26 protein-coding genes and 2 tRNA genes are annotated in these 24,975 nt (G+C 45.2%); 25 read left to right on the top strand and 3 right to left on the bottom strand.

Annotation, left to right across the window (positions count from 1 at the left end; all coding sequences use genetic code 11):
• Positions 1-22: 22 nt before the first annotated feature.
• Positions 23-355: a stress response translation initiation inhibitor YciH gene (gene yciH, locus BK026_RS01340; RefSeq protein WP_071814174.1), complete on the bottom strand. Its 333-nt coding sequence runs from the start codon at positions 353-355 to the stop codon at positions 23-25.
• Positions 356-588: 233 nt separating this feature from the next.
• On the opposite strand from yciH, the gene BK026_RS01345 reads away from it, so the two are divergent.
• The 8 genes from BK026_RS01345 (at position 589) to BK026_RS01380 (ending at position 9,333) form a co-directional block, all read left to right on the top strand.
• Positions 589-894: an STAS domain-containing protein gene (locus tag BK026_RS01345; protein ID WP_083574957.1), complete on the top strand. Its 306-nt coding sequence runs from the start codon at positions 589-591 to the stop codon at positions 892-894.
• Positions 895-906: 12 nt separating this feature from the next.
• Entirely contained in the window at positions 907-2,571 is a 1,665-nt protein-coding gene (locus BK026_RS01350) for a fused response regulator/phosphatase (RefSeq protein WP_071814176.1), read from the top strand.
• Positions 2,572-2,685: 114 nt separating this feature from the next.
• Positions 2,686-3,141, top strand: a complete 456-nt coding sequence (locus tag BK026_RS01355) for a TerB family tellurite resistance protein (RefSeq protein ID WP_071814177.1) — start codon at positions 2,686-2,688, stop codon at positions 3,139-3,141.
• 114 nt (positions 3,142-3,255) lie between these two features.
• The gene (locus tag BK026_RS01360; RefSeq protein WP_071814178.1) at positions 3,256-5,313 is read left to right on the top strand and encodes a bifunctional diguanylate cyclase/phosphodiesterase; all 2,058 of its coding nucleotides are present in this window, start codon (positions 3,256-3,258) and stop codon (positions 5,311-5,313) included.
• 355 nt (positions 5,314-5,668) lie between these two features.
• A complete protein-coding gene (locus BK026_RS01365; RefSeq protein WP_256253589.1) occupies positions 5,669-5,959 on the top strand; it encodes a calcium-binding protein in 291 nt (96 codons plus the stop codon).
• A 52-nt stretch (positions 5,960-6,011) separates the two neighbouring features.
• Entirely contained in the window at positions 6,012-7,400 is a 1,389-nt protein-coding gene (locus tag BK026_RS01370) for a sensor histidine kinase KdpD (protein WP_083574959.1), read from the top strand.
• Between the two features lie 11 nt (positions 7,401-7,411).
• The gene (locus tag BK026_RS01375) at positions 7,412-7,996 is read left to right on the top strand and encodes a hypothetical protein (protein ID WP_071814180.1); all 585 of its coding nucleotides are present in this window, start codon (positions 7,412-7,414) and stop codon (positions 7,994-7,996) included.
• On the top strand, positions 7,993-9,333 hold the full coding sequence (locus tag BK026_RS01380) for a sigma 54-interacting transcriptional regulator (protein ID WP_071814181.1): 1,341 nt from the start codon (positions 7,993-7,995) through the stop codon (positions 9,331-9,333). Before BK026_RS01375 ends, BK026_RS01380 begins: the two co-directional genes overlap by 4 nt.
• Positions 9,334-9,419: 86 nt before the next feature.
• Here BK026_RS01380 and BK026_RS01385 read toward each other — a convergent pair whose 3' ends face one another.
• The gene (locus tag BK026_RS01385; protein ID WP_071814182.1) at positions 9,420-9,905 is read right to left on the bottom strand and encodes a GAF domain-containing protein; all 486 of its coding nucleotides are present in this window, start codon (positions 9,903-9,905) and stop codon (positions 9,420-9,422) included.
• Between the two features lie 143 nt (positions 9,906-10,048).
• A complete protein-coding gene (locus BK026_RS01390) occupies positions 10,049-10,900 on the bottom strand; it encodes a DUF72 domain-containing protein (RefSeq protein ID WP_071817429.1) in 852 nt (283 codons plus the stop codon).
• Between the two features lie 247 nt (positions 10,901-11,147).
• On the opposite strand from BK026_RS01390, the gene aspS reads away from it, so the two are divergent.
• The 17 genes from aspS to BK026_RS01470 all read left to right on the top strand — a co-directional run bounded on the left by aspS (position 11,148) and on the right by BK026_RS01470 (position 24,818).
• The gene (gene aspS / locus BK026_RS01395) at positions 11,148-12,908 is read left to right on the top strand and encodes an aspartate--tRNA ligase (protein ID WP_071814183.1); all 1,761 of its coding nucleotides are present in this window, start codon (positions 11,148-11,150) and stop codon (positions 12,906-12,908) included.
• Positions 12,909-12,911: 3 nt separating this feature from the next.
• Positions 12,912-13,352 (top strand): dihydroneopterin triphosphate diphosphatase, encoded by a 441-nt coding sequence (gene nudB, locus BK026_RS01400; RefSeq protein ID WP_071814184.1) that lies wholly within the window; start codon positions 12,912-12,914, stop codon positions 13,350-13,352.
• Positions 13,352-13,870, top strand: coding sequence for a crossover junction endodeoxyribonuclease RuvC (gene ruvC, locus BK026_RS01405; protein ID WP_061485246.1), 519 nt, complete (start codon positions 13,352-13,354; stop codon positions 13,868-13,870). Before nudB ends, ruvC begins: the two co-directional genes overlap by 1 nt.
• 36 nt (positions 13,871-13,906) lie before the next feature.
• The gene (ruvA, locus tag BK026_RS01410) at positions 13,907-14,527 is read left to right on the top strand and encodes a Holliday junction branch migration protein RuvA (protein ID WP_071814185.1); all 621 of its coding nucleotides are present in this window, start codon (positions 13,907-13,909) and stop codon (positions 14,525-14,527) included.
• A gap of 68 nt (positions 14,528-14,595) precedes the next feature.
• Positions 14,596-15,600, top strand: coding sequence for a Holliday junction branch migration DNA helicase RuvB (gene ruvB, locus BK026_RS01415; protein ID WP_071814186.1), 1,005 nt, complete (start codon positions 14,596-14,598; stop codon positions 15,598-15,600).
• A 558-nt stretch (positions 15,601-16,158) separates the two neighbouring features.
• A complete protein-coding gene (ybgC, locus tag BK026_RS01420) occupies positions 16,159-16,557 on the top strand; it encodes a tol-pal system-associated acyl-CoA thioesterase (protein WP_071814187.1) in 399 nt (132 codons plus the stop codon).
• On the top strand, positions 16,547-17,236 hold the full coding sequence (gene tolQ, locus BK026_RS01425; protein ID WP_025254600.1) for a protein TolQ: 690 nt from the start codon (positions 16,547-16,549) through the stop codon (positions 17,234-17,236). Before ybgC ends, tolQ begins: the two co-directional genes overlap by 11 nt.
• A 29-nt stretch (positions 17,237-17,265) precedes the next feature.
• Positions 17,266-17,685 carry a protein TolR gene (gene tolR, locus BK026_RS01430; protein ID WP_071814188.1) on the top strand — a complete coding sequence of 140 codons (420 nt, stop codon included), beginning with the start codon at positions 17,266-17,268 and terminating at the stop codon, positions 17,683-17,685.
• Between the two features lie 7 nt (positions 17,686-17,692).
• A complete protein-coding gene (gene tolA, locus BK026_RS01435) occupies positions 17,693-18,586 on the top strand; it encodes a cell envelope integrity protein TolA (RefSeq protein WP_083574961.1) in 894 nt (297 codons plus the stop codon).
• 4 nt (positions 18,587-18,590) lie between these two features.
• Positions 18,591-19,946 (top strand): Tol-Pal system beta propeller repeat protein TolB, encoded by a 1,356-nt coding sequence (gene tolB / locus BK026_RS01440; protein ID WP_071814189.1) that lies wholly within the window; start codon positions 18,591-18,593, stop codon positions 19,944-19,946.
• Positions 19,947-19,986: 40 nt separating this feature from the next.
• Positions 19,987-20,553: a peptidoglycan-associated lipoprotein Pal gene (pal, locus tag BK026_RS01445; RefSeq protein ID WP_071814190.1), complete on the top strand. Its 567-nt coding sequence runs from the start codon at positions 19,987-19,989 to the stop codon at positions 20,551-20,553.
• Positions 20,553-21,347, top strand: coding sequence for a tol-pal system protein YbgF (gene ybgF / locus BK026_RS01450; protein WP_071814191.1), 795 nt, complete (start codon positions 20,553-20,555; stop codon positions 21,345-21,347). The genes pal and ybgF overlap by 1 nt, the downstream gene beginning before the upstream one ends.
• A 357-nt stretch (positions 21,348-21,704) precedes the next feature.
• Positions 21,705-21,780, top strand: a tRNA-Lys gene (locus BK026_RS01455).
• A gap of 214 nt (positions 21,781-21,994) precedes the next feature.
• Positions 21,995-23,050, top strand: a complete 1,056-nt coding sequence (gene nadA / locus BK026_RS01460; RefSeq protein ID WP_071814192.1) for a quinolinate synthase NadA — start codon at positions 21,995-21,997, stop codon at positions 23,048-23,050.
• Positions 23,051-23,157: 107 nt separating this feature from the next.
• Positions 23,158-23,248: transfer RNA gene (locus BK026_RS01465), tRNA-Ser, on the top strand.
• A 94-nt stretch (positions 23,249-23,342) separates the two neighbouring features.
• Positions 23,343-23,486: a DUF6538 domain-containing protein gene (locus BK026_RS19590; protein WP_177247867.1), complete on the top strand. Its 144-nt coding sequence runs from the start codon at positions 23,343-23,345 to the stop codon at positions 23,484-23,486.
• 45 nt (positions 23,487-23,531) lie between these two features.
• On the top strand, positions 23,532-24,818 hold the full coding sequence (locus tag BK026_RS01470; protein ID WP_143142068.1) for an integrase: 1,287 nt from the start codon (positions 23,532-23,534) through the stop codon (positions 24,816-24,818).
• The last annotated feature ends 157 nt before the right edge of the window (positions 24,819-24,975 follow it).

Here is a 24,975-nt window from a genome sequence, read left to right on the forward strand (position 1 = left end):
TATGAAAAAGTAGAGGCGAAAATTAGCCCCCTGCAAGCTTTACTTTAAAGCCTTTTTCGGTTAGCAGCATACGAAGTTTATCTCTGTCGTCAGTTTGCACTTCGATTATCCCTTCTTTCACTGCGCCACCACACCCGCACTTTTTTTTCAAATCTGAGCCGAGTTTCTTTAAATCGGACGCGGGCAGATCTAATCCCTTTATCAATGAGACTCCTTTGCCTTTTCTTCCTTTCGTTTCTCTATGTATTCTCACGATACCGTCGGAAGATATGGAGCGAAGCTCGTCTTTTGGCTCAGACTTTATTCTGCCCCCATCGGTACTGTAAACCAAAAGGGCGTCTTTCCAGTCTTGCATACTTACCTCTACAATAATTGCTCTTGCGCTAAGTGTGTATCGAATACAGCGCTAAAGTAAATACTCTTTACTATCTATTATTGCGTAATTTGAATTCTCATACCAAAGTTTAGGTCGCGCTAATGGCAATGTAAGAAAGTTAGACTACGCTAACAATAGCATAAGCCAGTGATTTATGCGGGTCAGTGGCTCAATAATTTATCTGATTATTGTTACAATGACACGGAGAGATGATGGAAATAAAAACGAGCTATATAAATGGACAAAGCACGCTTCTTATCGACGTGGGTGAAAAGTTCGACTTCAGTAAAGTAGAGGGTTTCAGGCAAGCTTATTTAGGGGTAAAGACGGGAGTTCGACATATAACGGTAGATTTGTCGAGAACAGAGTACATGGACAGCTCAGCCCTAGGCATGCTGCTTAATATGCAAAAAGCACTCGCAGATAGAGGGTTTTCATACAGCATAGAAAATGCCAAGCCTCAAGTGGCTAAAATCTTAAAAATATCTCGCTTTGATAAGAAGTTTGAAATCAGATAATAAGGGTATCTTGTGAAAATCCTCATTGTCGATGATGAATTTATAAACAGAGCACTGCTGGCCAATATTCTTTTTAATGCAGGGTATAAAGACTGTATTGAAGCAAAAAATGGTAGGGAAGCCATCGCGTTGTTCAATGAAGAGCGCCCCGATCTCGTTTTATTAGATGTGGTGATGCCAAATATGTCTGGTTATGACGTTGCAGCTAAAATACGTCACATCACCGATGACGGATATCTTCCTATCTTGTTCATTACCGCGTTAGAGGATAACGAGAGCTTAGTCAGGTGTATTGAGGTTGGCGGAAACGACTTTGCCACAAAGCCATTCGACAAACATATTCTCATTGCAAAAATAAGGGCGCATTTAAAGATTCGTTCTCTCAGCCAGCATGTTGAAAGTCAAAACCAAAGATTGAGTATTTTCAACCAGCGCGTTGCAAGAGAGCATGCCATTGTTGAGCATATATTTAGCCACGCCATTGTTAATGATTCAAACGTACTGGCATATTTTGACACGCTTTTGCAGCCTGCAGAGACGTTTAACGGCGATTTATTTTTGTGTTCAGCGAGTCCTTCGGGGGGGATCTATTTTATCGTTGGTGATTTTACCGGGCATGGCTTAGCGTCTGCAATTGGCGCTCTGCCGGTTACGCGCGCGTTTCAAGAACTCAGTCGCTTGGGAGTGTCGATACCAGAAATTGTATCTGAATTAAATACTATCTTAATCGATTTCCTGCCTAGTGACATGTTTATGGCTGCGGTTATCGGTGAAATTAATGCAGCTGGCACTAGCATTAATCTGTGGCAAGGCGGTATGCCCGCAGTTATTGTGCCTGCGAATACCGATAGAAACCTGAGAATGTATACATCTCAACATATGGCACTTGGTATTTTAGAAGAGCATGAACTAAATACCGATTGCAACACTGTACGATTGATGCCGAATGAGCAGCTTCTGATTTGCAGTGATGGATTGATTGAAGGACAAAATGACTCGGGCGAAATCTTATTAGAAGAAGGGTTGGCACAAATCGTTAGGATGCAAATGCAACAAGATGGCGCAGTATCAGCAAACGCGCTATACAATCGAGTCGCTCAATATTCCGATAACACTAAATTCACCGACGACGTTACTATCGTGGTCTTTACCTCGCGTCCCATTGCGTTGCAAAGTGCTATTCAAACTGAATTGGGATTGTTTGCTGTGCATGAAGTAACGCTAAACGCTGAACACCTTAAACAGCCAGGCATCTTGCAACGCGTACTAAATCTTATAGGTCAGGGAGAAAGCGTGCAAAGCGTTAGGTCAATCTTTTACACAGTGCTTTCAGAATTGTTCAACAACGCATTGGAACACGGCATTCTCAACCTGAACTCAACGTTAAAGGCAACTGAAAGTGGATTTAGTCAATATTACCAAGAAAGAGAAGAAAAACTTGCGTCCTTACACAAGGGGCAAATTAGTATTCGCATAGAGGCTTTACCGACCCAAAACCAAGTTAAGCTGACAGTAGAAGACAGTGGAGAGGGGTTTCAGTGGAATCCGGCCGCTTCATCTCGGCCAGATCTGAGCTATGGTAGAGGTTTATCTCTAATCAACGCTCTGTGTGACAAAATATGGTTTGAGCATGGAGGTAGCAAAATAACCTGTTTGTTAAGCACGAAAGCACATTAGTGAAAAAGTGTTATATTGTTTGTTTCATCTTTTGAGCTGTTCTATTTACCTTATCAATATGGCAATAAATCGCGCAATCGCTCATGCTGAAGTTTTTACAGATTGTGAATTGCTATGTTGAAATCTTTATTGGCATTATTTGAGGACAGTCGGACGCAACAAAAGCCTGCGTACACACTAGAACTTGCTACTGCTGCTTTGTTTTGCGAAGTGATTAATGCAGATTATGAAGTAACTCAGACAGAACGTGCTGAGTATGAAAAGCAACTTCGTAAACACGTGAGCATTGATGAGGAAACGCTAAAAACCTTGCTAAAGCAAGGAGAGGAAAAAGCGGAGTCTGCTGTTGACCTGGTTCAATTTACCCAAGTTATTGTCAGGCAATGTAGCGCCGAGGAGCGTATACAAATCATCAAAAGTTTGTGGGCTATTGCGTACGCAGATCGATCACTCGCCCCATTAGAAGAAAGTACCGTCCGACAGATTGCTGAACTCCTATACGTCCCTCACAGTCAATTTATCAAAACTAAGCTTGAAGTCCTCGATAATACTGTGTCAGAAGAAAAATAAATTTTTGTTTTTTTTCACGCTACTTTATCATTCCGATAAGTTGTCCCCAGCGAGGTGACGTTCCCATCGTATGTGATTAAAAATGAACGTGCGATATTCGGTTAAGGTGAGTGAGTGTTTAGAACGTTAAGGTTTCCAATAGGACTGTGTATTGCCATCTTAATGGCTGTCTTAGCTATAGCGGTTGTTGCAGTGACGAGGATAAACCACAACCAAGCAGTGACTGAAATTGCCAAGCAAAATACATTAACTGAAAGTAACATGCTTGCATCGCTTCTTGCTAACGCTATGTTGCGCAATCCGAATGACACCAGTCTTTTTTCTGAAATTTTTCAAGTGGTGCGAGAAAATAGGCATATCGGGTTTGCGGCACTGTACAATACCAATGACCAGATAATTGCCCAGTACAAGAGAGAAGGTTGGCTTTCGAAGGAGAACCGCCTATTTTTGCCGTCATCACCACAGGAAACGCCGTTCGGTGTTAGCCAATACCAAACGATAATCGTATCGCACAAAACAATCGGTAATAGTCTCGACCCCTCGGGCCATCTTATTCTGTATGTTGATGCCGCAGAGACAGGTTATGTCAGTTTATCGCGCTACTTACTGGAACAAGTTTCTGTCATTCTGTTAATTTGGTTAGCGTGTACAACCCTTTGTTTCTTTGTTTTGAACCGCTTCATCACTTCACTAGCTTCTTTGAGGCAATTCACTCAAGATGTCTTTGAGTCTAAGGATTATGCATTGAGGAGTTCGCTCAGTGCAGAAAATGAAATTGGGCAACTCGCTCAGAACATCAACAACCTTTTAGAAACAATCGAAGTAGAGCTTCTTATCAACTTCGAACAGAATCAAACGTTGATTGATCAGCAAGAAACTATGTCTCGGTTGGCCAACTTTGACAGCTTGACAGGTCTTCCTAACCGACAGTTTGTACTAGATAACCTTCGATTGGAGCTTGCGAGAGCGAAAAGAAATGAAGAAGACTTGCTGTTGTTATTTTTCGATTTAGATGGCTTCAAGGGTATTAATGATTCGCTTGGACATGAAACCGGAGATTTAATTCTCATAGAGGTGGCAGATAGAACACAGAAACTGCTGAGAGATGGGGATTTGTTTGCTCGACTCGGCGGTGATGAGTTTTTAGTTTTGCCGGATAGAGATGTGACGCCTGAATCAGCGCAACGGTTAGCAAATAGACTCATAAATGCTTTTGAGGAACCATTTGAACTAAGAGGTTTGTCGTTAACTGTTGGATTGAGTGTTGGAATAGCCAAAGCGTCTGATGCGCGATACGATTTGTCAGAGCTCATGAGTAATGCAGACCTTGCGATGTATCGCTCAAAAGCAAAAGGGCGAGGTAGTTTTACTTTATTTACGCCTGATATGGTCGAATCTCACAAGCGAAAGTTACACCTTGCTAATGGCATTGAGAAAGGGATAACTGAAAATGAATTTGTTGTTTATTATCAAGTAAAGGTCAACAGTAGTGGCGTCGTCATCGGCGTAGAGGCATTAATCCGATGGCAACACCCTGAGTTAGGGTTAGTAATGCCTAATGAATTTATTCCAATAGCGGAAAAAGGCGGCAAGATAACGGCAATTACGCGTTGGATGATAAAGCGTGTTTGTATTGACATGCCTGCGCTCAAGCAATGGGGGGGACGTCATTTAAGAGCTTCTGTGAATCTGTCTGGGCATGACTTGCGAAATGCGGCGCTTTTTGATTACATTTATTCTACCTTTCAAGCCTTTGACACCAACCCAGAAAATGTCGAGTTCGAAGTGACAGAAAGTGCATATTTGGAGAACTTCGCCCTTTCAAATAAGTTCTTTAAAAGGGTGGGTAATATGGGCTGCGCAATTGCACTTGATGACTTTGGAACCGGCTATTCTTCGCTTAGTTACTTGACGCAAATTAATATCGACACACTCAAAATAGACAGGCAATTCGTCATGGAAATACAGACATCCGAGCGCAGCCGCTTGGTAACTGGCGCTATCATCGACTTGGCCAAACGGTTGTCTTTGTTGGTATGTGCAGAAGGAATAGAAAACAAAGAACAATGGCACTATCTCATGGAACACGGTTGCGACCACGTTCAAGGGTTCTTCTTCAGTAAGCCGGTACCGTTGGAGGACCTTCTAACAACGCCGACGACCATCTCATAGCAGCAAACCAGTATCAAAAAAAGTGCGATGGCAATGTCTTCGTTATTGCTTCACAGCTGCTCGTCGATTGTGTGCTTTTTACAAGTCCTCCGTTACAAAAGAGTGTGTCTTTTTTGCAACACATTTAGGAGGTTTCCGAACTTCTGTAGGCTGAAATCTTGTTTAACTATTGATAATTAAATGTTTTTATTAAGTGGCCTGATTCTAGCATCGCGATGTAAACATATAGCGCTTTTGAAGGCATCACGGGCTTTTTAACCTAGAGTGCGAAGGTACTGAGGGGGTAGCAATTGTTCGTATGGCTTCGAGCTTGTGGGTAGTAATAAGGATTTTTACAGCACATAGCGGAGGACCTATGATGAAACGTCTCGAAAAAATATTTTTGATTCTTTGCACGATTGCAGCCGTTCAGGCGGTATCCGTTGCAGATGCACATGCTGACGCAGCGAAAACTTTGATGGGACAATTAGATACCAACAATGATGGTGTTATTTCCCTCAAAGAAGCAGTAAGGCACACAGCATTACTCAGAAACTTTGGTTTAATAGACGACAATGAAGATGGGCAGTTATCGGAGGACGAGTTAGCAAAGAGTGACCTCACGCCAGGTAACGAAAAGCTGACTGCCAATAAATCATTGCGGTAAAAAATAAAACGAGGAAACAACTCTGATAAACAAAGCTTCATTCAGTGAACGGCTGCTGCAGTTAGGTTCATTAAGGCAATTGACGCTGGGTAGTTTTTTACTTGCCCTTATTCCTCTCATTGCGCTGCTGTGGCAAAGCCAAAGTGATTTGGCTAAAGTTGGTCAGATGACGATGCTAGAAACCCGATTCGTCGTTGATGTTGTGGGCGATATGCAGCGTCTTGACAACGCGGTGGTCGATGTTGAGCGAAGTATTAGACAGTACACTGTGTTGCGCAATGAGAAGGTCGCGCTTTTGTCAGATAGCGCGATAGAACAGTTTGCCGTTGCAGCTGAAAATCTTTGCCAGGCATTATCGGTACCTGCGGTATGTGCAAAGCTTTCCGAGCAGCTGTCACAACTTTCAGAATACCGCACAATAGAAGACCAACTTTTACTAAATGCATATCTTGCTTCTGTTAACGACAGCGTGGAGCTTCTTAGAGAAGACGTCGAGCAAGCCATTGTGAACCGCGTAAAAGTACAACAGAATGATCTCAGCGCAATGCAAGCTAAGCAAGCATGGTCAACGGCGATGCTTGTTAGCGTTTCTCTCTTACTTATCTTGCTCGGTAGCCAATTAATCGTTAATCCGGTAAACAATCTCAAAAAAATAATTAGAATAATGGCTCGTGAGGATGGCGAACTGCCGCCGTTGTCTCGCCAAGCGCCAAAAGAATTAATAGACGTAGAGAAAGACCTTCATTGGCTATACGAACGCCTGCAACAGCTTGAACACATACGCACCGCCCTTCTTAGACACGCGGCGCACGAGCTCAAAACGCCTCTGGCAAGTATTAAAGAAGGGTGCAGCTTATTGTCTGAGAATGTTGTAGGCGATTTAAACAAGGCGCAGCGCGAAGTGTTATCTCTTTTGTCCGCTAGTACGCAACGATTAAATACATTGGTAGAGAAACTTTTAGATTACAATCTGCTACTCCAACAAGCTAAACCTAAGTTTCAGGAATGTGATCCCAAACGGCTTGTTGCAGCTTGCCTTGAAGACTATGCATTAGCCATTCAAGATAGAGAAGTCGCGGTGAATATCAATGTTGAAACCGTGAGAGTTGATGAAGAGCTTTTTAGACGCATACTCGATAACTTGGTGTCAAACGCTGTCGCACATGGCGCCATTGGCAGGCCGATAAACATAAGCCTCTATAGCGAATCAAGTCGCATTGTTCTTGACGTTGCCAATAGGGGAAAGCGCATAGCGCCAGAGTCGGTGAAGACACTTTTTGAACCTTTTATTAGGGGCACTGAGCCGAGAAACGATAACGTAATAGGTACGGGGCTTGGGCTATCCATCGTTGCTGATTGTGCACGTTTGATGCACGGCGATGTTCAAGTAGTGGATATAGACTACGCAGACGTTTGTTTTAGAGTAACGATCCCTCAATAGGAAAAATAAAAATGAGAAGTAGTTTTTTAGTTGCAGCCTTGTTCTTTCTTGCAGGATGCCAGAATTGGAACGTAGATAGCAACACCGCAAAGAGGCTTGATAACCAGGCCAATAAACTGGTGAGTAATAAAGATATTTGTCTTTTTAATGAGCCTCCAGCAGACTTTACCCATAACTGCGATAGCGCTTATTGGCTAAACCAATGGATTGCTGCATCGGAAAAGACGTGGCAGGAGCGTAAAAGCACCATTCAATCATTCGATGAGTCGCCTTTTCATATCCTGCTTACTTACATTTACACGTTGCCAAATGACACACCTTATCAAGATAGACTGAGAGCCCAGCTGGCACTTGATAAACTCGCTGCTAGCTTTACACCAATTGCTGCCAAAGTCATAGCGACTGTCGCGGGTACTCAGAACACCCATATGATGGAACTAGAGTCAGCATTAGTTGTATTGGAAAAAGAAAATACAGCCCGTGGTGAAAAGATTAATGTTCTTGAAAAAGAGGCGGTAACGCTTCGAACAAAAATAGAAGAACTGTTGCGGATTGAAGCAACGTTGATGGATAAAAGTAGGAGTACACAACAGTGAGCGATAAGCCGAGCAGTAGCCCTAACTTATTGTTGGTTGATGACGACAAAAGTCTTTTGAGATTATTAACGATTCGTCTTGAGGGCGAGGGGTATGAAGTTACCGCCGTAGAAGACGGTCAATCAGCGCTTAAGAAGCTGCAAAATGAAAGCTATGACGTTGTGTTAAGTGACCTTCGCATGCCCGGTCTCGATGGTCTTAGTTTATTCGAAGAGATTATGGGAATTCGAAAAGACATTCCCGTTATATTGATGACAGCTCACGGTACTATTGCAGATGCAATCGCTGCTACGCAGCGCGGGGTATTTGGCTTTTTACCAAAGCCTGTCGATCACGATGAACTACGCACATTGCTTCAAAAAGCATTAAGCCAGTCCCAAGCAGCACAGCCCGGAGAGTGGGCAAAAGATATCATCACACGTTCACCTCAAATGCTAAATGTGCTAGACCAAGCGTTTAGAATTGCCAAGCGTGAAGTGTCTGTTCTCATAAGTGGTGCAAGTGGAACAGGTAAAGAACTGCTCGCCAATGCCATTCACAAAGCAAGTAACCGCAGCGGTAAGCCATTTGTAGCCATTAACTGTGGTGCGTTGCCTGAAAACTTACTTGAGTCGGAGTTGTTTGGTCATGCTAAAGGTGCGTTCACTGGTGCCGTAGCAGCACACCCAGGCTTGTTCAGAGAAGCTGACGGCGGAACGTTATTTCTAGACGAGATTGGCGATATGCCAATGACGCTGCAGGTAAAGCTATTGCGCGCGCTGCAAGAGAGACAAATTCGTCCAGTAGGTAGCAGCAAGCACGTCGACATCGATGTGCGTATCATTTCTGCAACGCACAAAGATCTGCATAAAGAAATGGAAGAGGGCACCTTCCGTGAAGACTTGTATTATCGACTAAATGTAGTCAATCTCAAGCTTCCTTCACTGAAATCGCGTAGCGAGGACATCCCTTTACTTGCGCGATCATTGCTGCAGCAAAGCGCGCAACGCCACGGTGTCAACGCAAGCCAATTTTCCGATGACGCTATGCAACAGCTCGTCACTTCATCATGGCCCGGTAACGTACGTCAGCTTGTGAACGTGGTTGAGCAGTGCGTGGCACTAACGCAAACGCCGGTTATTCCTCTTCACTTAGTAGAGCAAGCCTTGTCTGCCACTAAACAAAGCTGGCCAACACTTACAGAAGCGCGCGATGCCTTTGAACAGCAATACTTGCACAAGCTTCTTAAAATGACCGATGGCAATGTAACGCGTGCGGCGGAACTTGCCGGTAGAAACCGCACTGACATGCACAAGCTCATGAAAAAGCACGAGTTAGATGCGGCTGATTTTAGATAGAATTAAACGGGTTGAGAGCGTTATCGAGCGCATCACTTTTTAGTGATGCGTTTTTGTTTTGCGATGTGAAAAGTCTAGCGCTGGGGTTACGCTGGAAGATGTTCTGAAAAAATAATGGCTTCCGCAGTGCGCGCGTGGCTTGTTAAGCTCTGAATCTCTGCTTCCGAGAAATCTCTCGGCTCATCAAACAGAAGGCATAACGTACCCAACTCATAACCGTCTTTATTACGCAAAATGGCACCTGCATACGCTCTAATGAAGGGGTTGCCAGTAACTAGCGGGTTATTGGCAAATAGCTTATCGGCTTTAGCGTCGGGAACAATTAGATATTCTTCTTCGGCTATCGCGTAGGTGCAAAATGAGATATTACGCGGTGTTTCGGTAGCATCCATACACTGGCGAGACTTGAACCATTGACGATCTTCTGCAACAAGGCTCACCAAGCAGGTTTTAGCATTAAATTCTTGTTGTACGGTTTTGGTAAGTTCATCAAGCTGTTCGCTTGGCGAAGTATCTAAAATATCTAACGACTCCAGCGCAGCAATTCGCGCTTTTTCATATTCGTGGTTCATTGAGGTTATTTCACGTTAATAATGGTGTAGTACCAAAATAGATAAGGGCAGTAGTTTACCGTTGAATTAGAAAAACGCTATCTATAAAAAAGCGAAATATTAGGTCAACAGGCCTTAAACTGCGCAACGCCAGTGGCTTGTCATTAAAACAGTGCATTCTGTTCGGCCTGGCTTTTAATAGACAGGTTATTTAGCACGAGTGATGGATCATCATTGTTATATAAATCGATAAATTGCTGAGCTAACCAAGGGGCGTCTTTGTTGTCGGGGCGGTGACAAAAAAAATACACGTCTTTTCCTTCACTTTGCCACTGTTTTACTTTTCTTACCCAAGGCAATAAACAGCGTTGGTTATCGTCATCCACATCGTTACCGACAAAACGGACAATGGGAGTATTGCCTGTAGCGATAACGTTTACTGGTACACGTGGCTTTTTCTCTCGTACTTCCTCTAGCATCGCACGCTTATCTGCCCCGCCTGCATCTAAAGACCCACTAAATAAAGCTCGGGTGTCCATAATGATTCTATTCACACCGTGGCGGATCAAAAGTTGGTTAAGCGCCTTTTCCTCATTACCTTTAGCGAAAAACGCCAGGTGGCGTACTTCAACCGCAATGTTTAACTCTTGAGGTAACGCCGCTAAAAAAGTATCCAAAACGGATAGCTTTTCTGGCCCGAAAGAAGCGGGCAGTTGCAGCATCATTACTCCTAGTTTTTCTTTTAGCGGGCTTAATAAAGCAAGCTGTTGGGCAACCTCTTCATCACAATGCTGTAATTGATGTACATGCGTGATGTTTTGGTGAAACTTGAAAGTAAATCTGAAGTGGTCGGGTGTTGAATCGCACCATCTCGCTACAGCGTCTTGGTGGGGAAGAGAGTAAAATGTGGTATTCCCTTCAACCGTATTACACTCCCTAGCATACAGCGACAGTCCATTATCAGACTTGGGATAATTGGCAAACCACGTGCTTGGCCAATGGCTGTGTTGCCACATTGGCAATCCAATATAGAGATTTCCTTGGGATATGGCTGATTTGTGCATATTTGTCATTGGGCTTTATCAAGCATTTGTTTATACTATGCGGCCTTTAAATCATTACATTATGCATGTTGTGGGCGGGCCAGTTAATTGGCCAGCAAGTTTACGCGATTTTTGGCAAACTCTTAAGCCCAAAAGTAAGCGGTTTTGAACGCCAATTCACAGCCTGCGAAGCAAGAAAAAACATCAGGGGTCAAGGACCATGCGCACAGATTACTGTGGGAATATCGATTCATCATACATTGGACAAGAAGTTACCCTTTGCGGGTGGGTTAATAAGCGTCGCGATTTAGGCGGTGTAATTTTCATCGACTTACGCGACCGCGAAGGTATCGTACAAGTGGTGTTCGACCCAGATTTACCAGACGTGCTATCGGTAGCTAACACGTTGCGTAGCGAATTCTGTGTAAAGCTAACGGGTAAAGTACGTGCGCGCCCTGAAGGTCAAGTTAACAAAGACATGCGCACAGGTGAGATCGAGATCCTAGGCACAGGCCTTGAAGTGATCAACAAGTCTGACGTGCTTCCACTAGACTGGAACCAAGAAAACTCAGAAGAACAGCGCCTTCGTTACCGTTACCTAGACCTTCGCCGTCCTGTAATGAGCCAGCGCTTACAGTTCCGTGCAAAAGTAACCGGTGCTGTACGTCGTTTCCTAGAAGAAGAAGGTTTCTTAGATATTGAAACACCTATTCTTACTAAGGCAACGCCAGAAGGTGCACGTGACTACCTAGTGCCAAGCCGAACACACAAAGGCGAGTTCTTTGCACTTCCGCAGTCACCACAGCTTTTCAAACAGCTTCTGATGATGTCGGGCATGGACCGTTACTATCAAATCGTTAAGTGCTTCCGCGACGAAGACTTACGTGCCGATCGCCAGCCAGAATTTACCCAAATCGATATTGAGACCACGTTCTTAGATGCCGATGGCGTAATGTCTATTACCGAGCGTATGATCCGCGACTTGTTCAACAAAATGCTAAACGTTGACCTTGGTGACTTCCCGCGCATGACGTATAAAGAAGCTATGACGCGCTTTGGTAGCGACAAGCCAGACTTACGTAACCCGCTAGAGTTAACAGACGTTGCAGACCTGCTTGCTAACGTTGACTTTAAAGTATTCAGCGGCCCGGCGAACGACCCTAAAGGTCGCGTAGCAGCTATTCGCGTGCCGGGTGGGGCGTCGCTTTCGCGCAAGCAAATTGACGAATACACTAAATTTGTAGGTATTTACGGCGCGAAAGGCCTAGCTTGGATCAAAGTTAACGATGCAGGTGCTGGTCTTGAAGGTCTACAGTCGCCAATCCTTAAATTCCTAACTGAAGACATCACTAACGCTATGCTAGAGCGCACTGGCGCACAAAATGGCGATATTCTATTGTTCGGTGCAGACAGCTACACTGTGGTTACCGAAGCGATGGGCGCACTTCGTCTTAAGCTTGGTGAAGATTTTGAACTTCTTGAAGGCGAGTGGAAGCCACTTTGGGTTGTTGACTTCCCAATGTTTGAAGAATTTGACGGTCAGCTTCACGCTATTCACCACCCGTTTACCGCGCCACGTGGTTTAACGCCAGAAGAACTTAAAGCTAACCCAGCTGAAGCCTTATCTGACGCTTACGACATGGTATTGAACGGTGTTGAATTAGGCGGTGGTTCTGTACGTATTCACAATGAAGACATGCAGTCTACGGTATTCAACATTCTTGGCATTGACGATGAAGAAGCGAAGAACAAGTTTGGCTTCTTGCTTGACGCGCTGCGCTTTGGTGCGCCGCCGCATGCAGGTCTTGCGTTTGGTCTAGACCGTCTGGTAATGCTTATGACTGGCGCGACGTCCATTCGTGATGTGATGGCATTCCCTAAAACAACCACAGCGGCATGTCCATTAACATCGGCGCCTAGCCCTGCAAATCCACAGCAGCTTGAAGAGCTCGCTATTGCAACGGTGAAAAAGCAATCGTAATTTATGGCGTATAAGAAGCCTGAATCTGCACTGGTAGTGTTGTACGACCAACACTACCGAGTGCTGCTTTTGCAACGACAAGACGATCCCACCTTTTGGCAGTCGGTAACCGGCGCGTTAGAAGAAGGGGAGTTACCCTTAGAAACGGCATATCGTGAAGTGTGTGAAGAAATTGGCATCGATGCCAAAGCGCACGGCTTTGTGGTTAACGACCACGGTAAGCAAAACCAATATGAAATTCGTAGCCGTTGGCTACATCGCTATCCACCTGGTACTGTGCACAACACAGAACACGTATTTTCCCTTCAAATAAACAGCGATTTACCTATTGTCTTAACAGAGCACTTGCAGTACGAATGGGTGTCGAAAGATGAAGCGCTCGCGCGTTTATGGTCTCCCTCTAATAAAGAAGCGGTATCTTTGTTTGTACCGAGTGTGCCTTAATGGTTATACTGGGTATAGATCCAGGTTCTCGGATCACAGGCTACGGTTTAATTGCACGCAAGCAAGGTAAACTGGTGTATGTAGCAAGCGGATGCATTCGCGTTGGAACGGCCGATTTGCCTTCTCGTCTTGCTAATATTTTTACCGGGGTTGGTGATATTATTCGTCAATATAAACCCGACCAGTTTGCTATTGAGCAAGTATTTATGGCGAAAAACCCTGATTCAGCGTTAAAGCTTGGTCAGGCCAGAGGTGCCGCCATTGTGGCAGCCACCCAAGCACAACTTCCTGTTGCTGAATACAGCGCAAGGCAAATTAAGCAGTCGGTAGTTGGAAAAGGTGGCGCAGATAAAACGCAAGTTCAGCACATGGTAAAACACCTGCTTAGCTTAAGCGGCACGCCACAGGCCGATGCTGCCGATGCATTAGCCGTTGCCTTGTGTCACGCACACACCGAACAGAGCCTGATAAACATGGCAGGGCAAGCCCGAAAAACCGTTCGTGGTCGTTTGCGCTAGTACTGCTTAAAGCTCACGCTTTTACAGAGATAATTCATGATTGGACGAATTCGCGGTACGTTGGCTGAGAAACAGCCACCAGAAATTCTTGTAGATGTAGCCGGCGTTGGCTACGAAATTCACATGCCTATGACCAGTTTCTACCAGCTTCCCGCGGTGGGTGAAGAAGTGGTGGTGTACACACACTTTGTGGTTCGTGAAGACGCCCAGTTGCTGTTTGGTTTTGCTGATAAAATGGAAAGAGGGCTTTTTAGAGAATTGATCAAAGCCAATGGTGTAGGTCCAAAGTTAGGCCTTGCTATTTTATCTGGTATGTCGGCAAGCCAGTTTTTGGCAAGCGTACAAAATGAAGACGTTTCTGCGCTCGTGAGCTTACCGGGTATCGGTAAGAAAACCGCAGAGCGTTTAGTGGTAGAGCTTAAAGACCGCTTAGCAAAATTTGGCAAGGCGCAGAGTATTGCTGTACCGCCCCCAAGTGGCGACTTGTTATCCACCAACACTATTGTTGCTGTGAACGACGCCCGGGAAGAAGCGCAAAGCGCGCTTATTGCACTAGGCTATAAACCTGCTCAAGCGAGCAAGCTAGTCGACACGGTATATAAAGAGGGCATGGAAAGTGAAGCCCTTATTCGCGAATCATTAAAAGCGGCCATATAATGGCGCTCAACGAAGACAGCGGTTCTTAGTCTGCCTGTCTTCACATTACCGTTTAAAGTAGAACTATCATGATTGAAGCCGACAGACTGATTACGCCTGAAGCAAGTACCGAAGACGAGGTCATCGACCGCGCCATTCGCCCTAAAATGCTCGAAGACTATACGGGGCAGCCTCACGTATGTGAGCAAATGGAAATTTTTATTCAAGCTGCGCGTAATCGCGACGACGCGCTAGACCATCTACTTATTTTCGGTCCGCCAGGACTGGGTAAAACCACGCTTGCGAACATTGTGGCAAATGAAATGGGCGTGAACATTAAAACCACGTCAGGCCCTGTGCTTGAGAAAGCGGGCGACTTGGCTGCACTGCTTACCAACCTTGAGCGCAACGATGTATTGTTCATCGACGAAATACATCGCTTAAGCCCAGTGGTAGAAGAAATTCTTTATCCTGCCATGGAAGACTATCAGCTTGATATCATGATAGGCGAGGGACCTGCCGCCCGTTCAATTAAGCTAGACCTTCCTCCTTTTACGCTGGTAGGCGCTACCACCCGCGCAGGCTCGCTAACGTCGCCATTACGCGACCGTTTCGGTATTGTTCAACGCCTTGAGTTTTACAACGTAAAAGATCTCACCAGTATTGTAGCAAGAAGCGCCAGTTACCTTAATTTAGACATGAACGAAGAAGGTGCGAAAGAAGTGGCACGTCGCTCGCGGGGCACGCCGCGTATTGCCAATCGTTTGTTACGCCGTGTTCGGGATTATGCTGAAATTAAATCTGACGGTACTGTGGGCGCCGACGTTGCGGCCAAAGCTTTAGATATGCTCGATGTAGACAAAGAAGGCTTTGACTACATGGACCGCAAATTGCTTACTGCTATTATCGAAAAGTTTGATGGTGGGCCAGTAGGCTTAGACAATTTGGCAGCAGCTATTGGTGAAGAGAAAGAAACCATAGAAGACGTGATTGAACCGTTTCTTATTCAACAGGGCTTTTTACAGCGCACGCCTAGAGGCCGTATTGTGTCTCAGAGAGCCTATCTTCACTTTGGCTTCACCCCGTCTGAATAATTTGCCGTCCCTTTCTAAGAAGATTTAAATTCGTTTTAAAGGCCTAGCAGGATTGCTGGGCTTTTTAAATTTTACCAGTAAGTGCATAGATAATAGCGTTGTGAGTTCTTTGCCCCTTTAACAGCAATGTCGAGTTATATCGCTACGCTAGACGAGAAAGAATGACGGATATTTTGTGCTTTGCATAGGTGCTAAATTTTAGGTAAAAAAAAGCCCGCTCATTGAGCGGGCTAAAACAACAAGTGTTGAAGGAAATAAATCCAGGGAACTCATGTCTAACAGGAGAAAAACTCTTGCATGACCGTGCTTGGCACCATCACGCTCTGTACGACTGATGCTGAGCATTATAGGGAGAGCAGAAAAAACTACAATTGAGTAAAATTGTTGTTTTAGATTAGAAAAACTAATGTGTTAACAGAGTGTTTAATATTGGTTTTAAATTGATTAAAATGCAGCAGTGTCAGCTGTTTCGAGCGATTTTGGTTCTGTATTTGGTCGCAATAATTAGGCGGTTTGACGTTGCTTTGGATTATAATATTTTTGGGTTAAGGAATAGTTATGCATTTACATCAGGTAAGAGTGTATTACGAAGATACTGACGCAGGCGGTATTGTGTATTATGCGAATTATCTTAAGTTTATGGAGCGAGCCCGTACAGAGTGGCTACGCGAATTAGGCTTTGAACAAGATACCCTGATGGAACAATCTGTCGCTTTTGTCGTCAAACACGTTGAAATGCATAACTATGCGCCAGCGCGGTTCAATCAACTGTTGAGTATTGAAACTCGCGTTGTAGAATTGAAAGGCGCTAGTATGACGTTTCAACAAATTATTAAAAATGAACAAGGCGTTATCTTAGTCACTGGAAATATTAAGGTTGCCTGTGTCGATTTGGCAGTTATGAAGCCAAAAAGACTACCACGTATATTGTTAGGGGAAATTTCGCGTGTCATCTGATCTCACTTTTATTGGCTTGTTCCTTCAAGCGAGCTTTATTGTCCAGCTTGTTATGCTATTGCTATTGAGCGTTTCTGTTGCGTCGTGGACTTTTATATTTCAAAGAAGCAAGGCGCTTTCTGCAGCACGTAACGAAATGCGTCAATTTGAAGATAAATTCTGGTCTGGTGCAGATCTTAATCGCTTGTATCAAGAACTTTCTGCGAGAACCAACCTAACAGGCATGGGCAGCATCTTTTGCTCAGGCTTTAAAGAGTTTGTCCGCCTGCGCAAATCTAACACAGCCACCAACGGTATTGTTGACGGCACATACCGCGCTATGCGTGTTTCTATGTCTCGCCAAGTTGAAGAGCTAGAAAGTCGTTTACCCTTTTTGGCCACAGCAGGCTCTATCAGTCCGTACATCGGTTTATTCGGCACAGTTTGGGGAATAATGAATGCCTTTATTGCGTTAGGTGAAGTTCAGCAGGCTACTCTTGCGATGGTGGCGCCGGGAATTGCGGAAGCACTTATTGCAACTGCTATTGGTTTGTTTGCCGCTATTCCAGCGGTCATTGCCTACAACCGTTTCAGCCATCAGGTTGAGAAGCTAGAGAATAGCTACGGCAACTTCATGGAAGAGTTCTCTGCAATCCTTCATCGACAAGCCGTTGCTGCGCAAGCACAACAACAAGCCTAAGCGTTTACATTCCAAACGGAGGACTTGTTATGTATGTAAGAAAACGCCGTAGGCCGGTATCTGAGATAAACGTAGTTCCCTACATCGACGTGATGTTGGTGTTGCTTATTATCTTTATGGTAACCGCGCCACTTATTTCTCAGGGGGTGAAAGTAGACTTGCCCAAAGCAAGTGCTAATCCTATAGAACAGGAAGATTCGCCGCCGATCATTGCTTCAGTAGATGTCAAAGGTCGCTATTTCATTAATGTAGGTGAAGATCAGGAGTCGCCGGTTAGTAAGGAAGAGTTAGGTGCTATTGTAAAAGCGCAGTTAGTAAAAGCACCCGAAACACCCGTAGTTGTTAAGGGGGACGGACAGGTAGCATATAACGAAGTGATACAGCTAATGGTGTTATTGCAACAGGCAGGTGTGCCTTCAGTAGGGTTAATGACGGATCCGGTTGAGTAATAAAGATATGTCGAAACCCGAAGTATCGAGAAGTACATCAAACGCAAGCAACCCAAACATTGGGAGTAACGGTGCAAGTGTTCGTACGAAGAACGATAAAAGTGCTAAGCAAGCCAACCGCATAAGCCCAGAACAAGCAGGCTTATACAAATCCATTGGTTTGCATTTTATTATTGCTGCACTGTTGCTAATTAGCGTCAGTTTCTCTCCTGAGCCCTTGCCGAATATGCCTTCAAATGCGCCGGTGATAGAGGCGACATTTATTGATGCGCAAGCAATCGCAGTTAAAAAAAGGGAGCTGGCACAGGCTGAAGCACAAGCAAGAGCCGAAGAGCAGGAAAGGCAAAGAAAAGCAGAAGCAGCCGCAAAGAAAAAGCGCCAGCAGCAGTTAGCAGCCAAGCGTGCAAGAGAGAAGCGTGAAGCAGAAGCTGCTGAAGCTAAACGCCAAAAGGACTTGGAGCGCTTAGCGGCGCAAAAGGAACAAGAGCGCAAAGAACGTGAAGCAAAAGCGAAAGCTGAAGCTGAGCGAAAGAAAAAAGAAGCGGCTGAGCGCGCCGAAATGGAAAGGATAATGCAAGAGCAGCTTGCAAAAGAACAAGCCGCTCAACAAGAACGTAGGCGAAAACAGGTACTGACTGAAGTAGAGCGCTATACCGCACTTATTCAGCAAACCATAAAACGCAACTTGTATTCTGACGACAGCTATAGTGGAAAGACCTGTCGCCTGAATATTCGTCTGGCGACTACAGGCTTTGTAACCAGTATTCGTGTGTTAGGTGGCAACGACGCACTTTGCCGCGCAGCTGAGAGCGCCGTGCGTCGTGCAGAAAAGCTACCGGTTTCAGATGCCCCCGACGTTTACGAGCAGTTAAAAGACATTACTTTAAAAGTGGAATTATAGTGGTATGAAAAAACTAGGTTTATGGATAGCGCTTACTGCAATGGCCTTTAGTGCCAACGTATTTGCATCCTTAGAAATTGTGATAACCGAGGGCGTAGATAGTGCACGTCCCGTCGGAGTTGTGCCATTTAAGTGGAAAGGTCAGGGCAGTATGCCTGGTGATATCTCTAAGGTGGTGATGGCCGATTTGATGCGTAGTGGTAAGTTCAACCCGGTATCTGTCGACAAAATGCCACAGTACCCGGAAACAGCTGAGCAGGTTTCATTTACTGCGTGGGCGACCCTTGGGGTCGATACGGTTTTAGTGGGAAGTATCGAACCACAGGATGGGGATCGTTTCCTTGTATCCTATGAGTTAATTGATGTCCTTAAGGGGCAGGCTGGGAATGGCCAAGCTAAGGTATTGAAAGACGGTAGTCTTGTTTCGAGCAATAGTCATGTCCTGGTTGCCCGTCAAGCCGTAATTAACGGGCGAGACTTTCGCCAGTATGCGCATCGAATTAGCGACATTGTATATGAAAAACTGACCGGCGTTCGCGGTGCGTTTTTAACGAAAATCGCTTATGTTATCGTGCGCGACCGCGATACCGTTGAGAAACCTTATCAGTTAGTGATTGCCGACTACGACGGTGAGAACGAAACGCGTTTATTGTCATCGCCAGAGCCGCTAATGTCGCCAGTTTGGTCGCCCGATGGTGAAACGTTAGCCTACGTGAGTTTCGAAAATCGCAGACCGCAGATATTCATTCAGAACATCTATACCAGCGAGCGCACGCGTATAACTGACTTCCCTGGGATAAATAGTAGTCCGGTGTTTTCACCAGATGGCAAGCAACTTGCTATGGTATTGTCCAAAGATGGCAACCCTGAACTTTACGTGATGGACTTGGCAACGAAAAATCTTCGCCGAGTTACGCGCAATAGAGCGATAGATACTGAGCCAGCGTGGCTGCCCGATGGGAGTGGTTTAATTTTTAGCTCGGAACGGGGTGGTAAACCCCAGATATATAGCGTAAATTTAAATTCTGGGAAAGTAAGGCGAGTGACCTTTGTAGGGGAACAGAACCTGGGCGGCACGCTGACCCCTGACGGTAAGCAAATGATCATGGTTAACCAAACTAACGGGAACTATCATATTGCGAAGCAGTCTTTGGATGGAGGTTCACCTCAAGTACTGACAAGGACGTACTTAGATGAATCACCAAGCGTTGCGCCGAACGGAAGCATGATTATATACAGCACCCTTCACGAAGGAACCCAAGTGTTGTCACTGGTTTCTTTAGATGGGCGTTTTAAAGCTAGGTTACCAGCAGCCAATGGGCAAGTTAAATCGCCAAGTTGGTCACCATTTTTGTTCTAACAATTTAACGACTAAACAATAAAATTTAAGGACTAGTAGGATGCAAATGAATAAAGTGATGAAGAGCTTCGTTATCGCATTGCCAGTAGTGACAATGATGGCATGTTCTTCAGGCCCTAGCGAAGAAGAATTGGCAGCAGAGCGTAATCGTCTTGCACAAGAGCAAGCGGCTGCAGAAGCAGAAGCACGTGAAGCAGAAGCACAGCGCGTTAAAGCCGAAGCTGCACAGCGTATGAAGCGTCAAGAGGAAATGGTTCAGCAAGAAATGGAAGCGCTGAAAAATGAACAAACCGTTTACTTTGACTTTGACCGCTCAAGCATCAAGCCAGAGTTTCAGCGTATTCTAGACAAGCACGCGGCCTTCTTGGTGAAAAACCCAAGTACTAAAGTGACTATTGAAGGTCACACTGACAGCCGTGGTACGCCAGAGTACAACATTGCGCTGGGTGAGCGTCGTGCACAGTCTGTTGAAACTTACCTACTTAATGCTGGCGTAAGCAGCAGCCAAGTAACCGTGGTTTCATACGGTGAAGAAAAACCAGCAGTGATGGGTTCTACTGAGTATGCATTTGCTCAAAACCGTCGCGGAGTGGTTGTTTACCGCTAATGACTATTCTAACGAATAAGACATTAAAAATGGGCGTCACGTTATGTGCCGCCCTTGCTGCATCTGCCGCACTTGCACAAGCGCCTGTAGTAGACGCCAATGGGGGCAGTGAATTAGAACAGCGCATTGTAGTGCTTGAGCGTATTGTAAAGAGTCGAACTGAAATGCAGCACAGGCTTCAAACGCAGTTAGACAATATGCAAATGGAAGTCGATCAGCTGCGCGGTGCGGTTGAAGTGAATACCAATGAACTTCAAAAAGTACTTGAGCGTCAGCGTGAGCTTTACCTTGAGATAGATAAACGCGTGGAAGCACTTAAGCAAAGCGGCGCGCTACAAGGCAGTGCCATGCCTAGTGCAGGTGTTGATTCGGGCTCTGTGAGCTCTCCAATAGCATCTACGCCTACGCAAGCACCGCAAGCAGGTGAGGACGAAGCCTACGAAAATGCGGTGAATTTGATCCTTAAGTCTCGAGAGTACGATAAAGCCATTCCTGCGTTCCAATCGTTTATTTCACGCTTTCCAAACAGTGGTTACGCGCCAAATGCGCACTACTGGTTGGGACAACTGTTGTTTAATAAGCAGCAGTGGAGCGAAGCAAGTGAGCAATTTAATATTGTAGCTAATCGCTTTACCGATTCTGCCAAGCGTCCAGATGCCTTATTAAAACTAGGTGTCATTGCGGAGCGCACAGGGGACAGTACTTCTGCAAGGCAATTGCTGCAGCAAGTTATTAGTGAATATCCAGATTCCTCGGCCAAACGCCTCGCTGAATCTCGCTTAAATAACTTGTAATGAAAAAAGCCTCTTCTAAAGAGGCTTTTTTAATAGATTCTAAACATTTGGCTCGGTAAAAAATCCACAAAGACTGCACAAATCATATGCACCATATTGCACATTGTTTCGTAAAAAATAATGTAGGCACAAATAACGAGGGGTCAAATACCCAACGATTTGTTTTCATTTTGACCGTTTAGTCGTGAAATGACAGAAAAATGAAAATAAAAGGACGTTTTGGGTTGCGTCGAATAAAAATCTGAGTATTATATGCCGCCGTTGCCAAGACACAGGCAACAACAGGAAAGAAAGGGTCGTTAGCTCAGTTGGTAGAGCAGTTGACTTTTAATCCTTTCTCTCCTAACATCAAATGATGGGTCGTTAGCTCAGTTGGTAGAGCAGTTGACTTTTAATCAATTGGTCGCTGGTTCGAATCCAGCACGACCCACCATCAAGCCTAAAACTAAAAAAATTCTATATAATCTTCCCAATACAAAACGCTACTCGTCTCATTTGTACTTTGATCTGGTTCACCTAACCCCATGTACTAGAACAGGTAAGCATAACTACGACTATTTAATTAGCCTTATGTTGATTAGGTAGTGTGTAATTTTTATGACAGTTGGGTATAATCCGCACCCTTGTCGCAACAGAGATGTAGGTTAATGTCAGTAGCATTTCGAGTGGATCAGGTAGAGTACCCGTTCCCAGCAAAACCACAACCATTGTCAGAAGCACGTAAAGCTGAATTAAAGGCTGAGATCAAAGCTTTACTTAAGGCCCGTAACGCTGTGCTTGTCGCACACTATTATACTGATCATGAAATTCAGGCACTCGCTGAAGAAACGGGTGGCTGCGTGGCAGACTCATTGGAAATGGCGCGCTTCGGTAGAGATGCACAAGAACAAACCTTAATTGTTGCTGGCGTTCGCTTTATGGGCGAAACGGCAAAAATTCTTAGCCCTGAAAAAACCGTACTAATGCCAACACTTGAAGCAACGTGTTCGCTTGATATTGGTTGCCCAGTTAAAGAGTTTAGCGAGTTCTGTGATCAGCACCCCGACCATACGGTAGTGGTTTACGCGAATACTTCAGCTGCGGTAAAAGCGCGCGCTGACTGGGTAGTAACGTCAAGTATTGCCCTTGAAATCGTTGAGCATTTAGACAGCCAAGGCAAAAAGATCATCTGGGGGCCAGATAGACACTTAGGTTCGTACATTGCCAAGCAAACGGGTGCCGACATGTTAATGTGGCAGGGCGAGTGTATTGTTCATGACGAGTTTTCTGCACAGAAACTAGCAGACATGAAAGCACTGTATCCAAATGCCGCGGTACTGGTTCACCCTGAATCACCCGCAAGCGTGGTAGAGATGGCCGATGCGGTGGGCTCAACCAGTCAGTTAATAAAAGCATCGCAAACGATGGATAATGACACCTTTATCGTTGCTACCGATAAAGGCATCTTTTATAAGATGCAACAACTAACCCCTGAGAAGACGTTTATAGAGGCTCCAACAGGCGGTAACGGCGCTACGTGTAAAAGCTGTGCTCACTGTCCCTGGATGGCAATGAACGGCCTGGAAGCGATTAAGGCGTCTTTAACAGGCGAAAGCGACGGCCACGAAATCTTTGTTGATGATGCGTTGCGTAAGGGGGCCCTTATCCCACTTGATCGCATGCTTGATTTTTCCGCCGAATTAAAGGCGAAAGGTGGACTATAAGCGCACGTTTTATAAGCACTTGATGAATATTTTCCAGCAAGTTCTTGATTAAGCGCGCGGCTTTACCTACTATACGCGCGCTCAGGGGAAACCTTGACACAAAATTTGGAGAGATGGCTGAGTGGCTGAAGGCGCACGCCTGGAAAGTGTGTATACGTTAATAGCGTATCGAGGGTTCGAATCCCTCTCTCTCCGCCAAATACCTACAAGCCCCTAATTCTCTAGGGGCTTTGTTCTATCTGGGCTACAGAGAAACGGCATAACCACCTACTTGTACAAAAAGGTGGTACAAATGGGCATCATGGCTTCTTCTTATATTCCTTCATATTCCAAGTATTACTACATCAGAATCGTAGTCCCTCAAGACCTTCGTCCCATCATTGGCAAGCGAGAGTTTAAGTCCTCACTTACGACCACAGATAAGGTTGAAGCTTAACTGCGAGCCACATCGTGGTTGAAGGAAGCCTACGAACAATTGGCTATGGCTAGACGTAAACTGTCTGGTGAGTCTGATGTAGAGTTGTCCTTCAGGGAATGCGTCATCATTGCTGAGCGTTGGTATGTTCGTATGCGTGATGAAGTGGAGTCTCAGGGGAATATGCTCTCTCATGTTTCTCGTGATGAGTATGAGCTCCCTAATGTTAGTAAGGGTCATCAAACCTTTGGTCTGTCTGACACTCTGAGTCTTCAGGGGAGTGAGGTCGAAAGAGCTAGTGAACAGCAACTTGACATACTTGGTGATGAGCTGGAGTCTAACATAGCTAGCCAGCTGGATATTGAGGGAATTACCGTACCCAAGCGCAGTAAATCCTATCGTCAGTTGGCTGTTCAGTTCTATCACTATCTGCACAAGTTTGAACGGCTTTGCATTGCTAGAGCTCAGAACGATTGGGAGAGTGAGCCTAGCCCCATGAAAATGGTTGAATCACCTCTCAAACCAAAGCCTCTGAGGAGTACGTCAGGAGTCTCTGAAAACGGTCTGTCTGAGGTATATAAGAAGTTCAGAGTGTCGCGCGAAGTCAACTCAGAAGGCGGTGAGAAGGTCTCAAAGACACTAAATGAGACTTACAACAACATTCAGCGATTTATCTCGCTACATGGTGACAAGGACTTAGTGGAAGTGACTTCTGCTGACTTCGTAGTGTTCAGAGATACACTGCTACAGCTACCTAAAAAGAAGAGTCAGGATGTGCGTTCGCTGCCAGTTGCTAAGCAAGTCGAGAAGGCCAAAAAGGAACGCTTGCCAACTTTGTCTAGAGCAGTCGCTAAGAAAAACTTCAACCTCGTTTCCAGTGTATTTACCTTTGCAGTGGAGTTGGGGTTAATAGATGAAAATCCAGCCTTGAAGGTGAAGCCTCCTAAGATTGCTAAACGCATAGAGGCTGAAGAAGACAGGGGATATACGTCTGAGGAGGTCACTAAGCTATTTAGTTTGCCATTGTTCACTGACCCCAATGCTCCAAAGAAATACGGTATGGCGTGTTACTGGGTGCCTCTCCTTTGTCGCTACACTGGAGCTCGAAGCGGAGAGATTCTTCAATTGAGGCAGTCTGATATTGATACTGACCATGAAGGTATCCACTACATTAACGTAAGACGCGGAGAAGGTCAGTCAGTGAAGAATAACGCCTCTCTCCGTCACATCCCATTACATGACCACTCGATTGAGCTTGGCTTCTTAGAGTTCGTTAATGGCTGTACTGATTGGCTATTCCCTGATGTGCCTGCTGACAAGTATGGAGCTAAATCCACTAAGTTTGCTTCGTAGTGGGGACAGGTCGTTAGAGAGCAGGGCATTGATATTCACCAACCTACTCATGCCTTCAGGCATACATTCAAGACCATGCTACGCACGCTAGGGGCGCGTGACAGGGTTAATGGTGCCATTACAGGGCATACGTCAGGCTCAGTAGGTGATAAGTATG

It is taken from the genome of Alteromonas sp. V450, assembly GCF_001885075.1.
Lineage (GTDB): Bacteria > Pseudomonadota > Gammaproteobacteria > Enterobacterales > Alteromonadaceae > Alteromonas.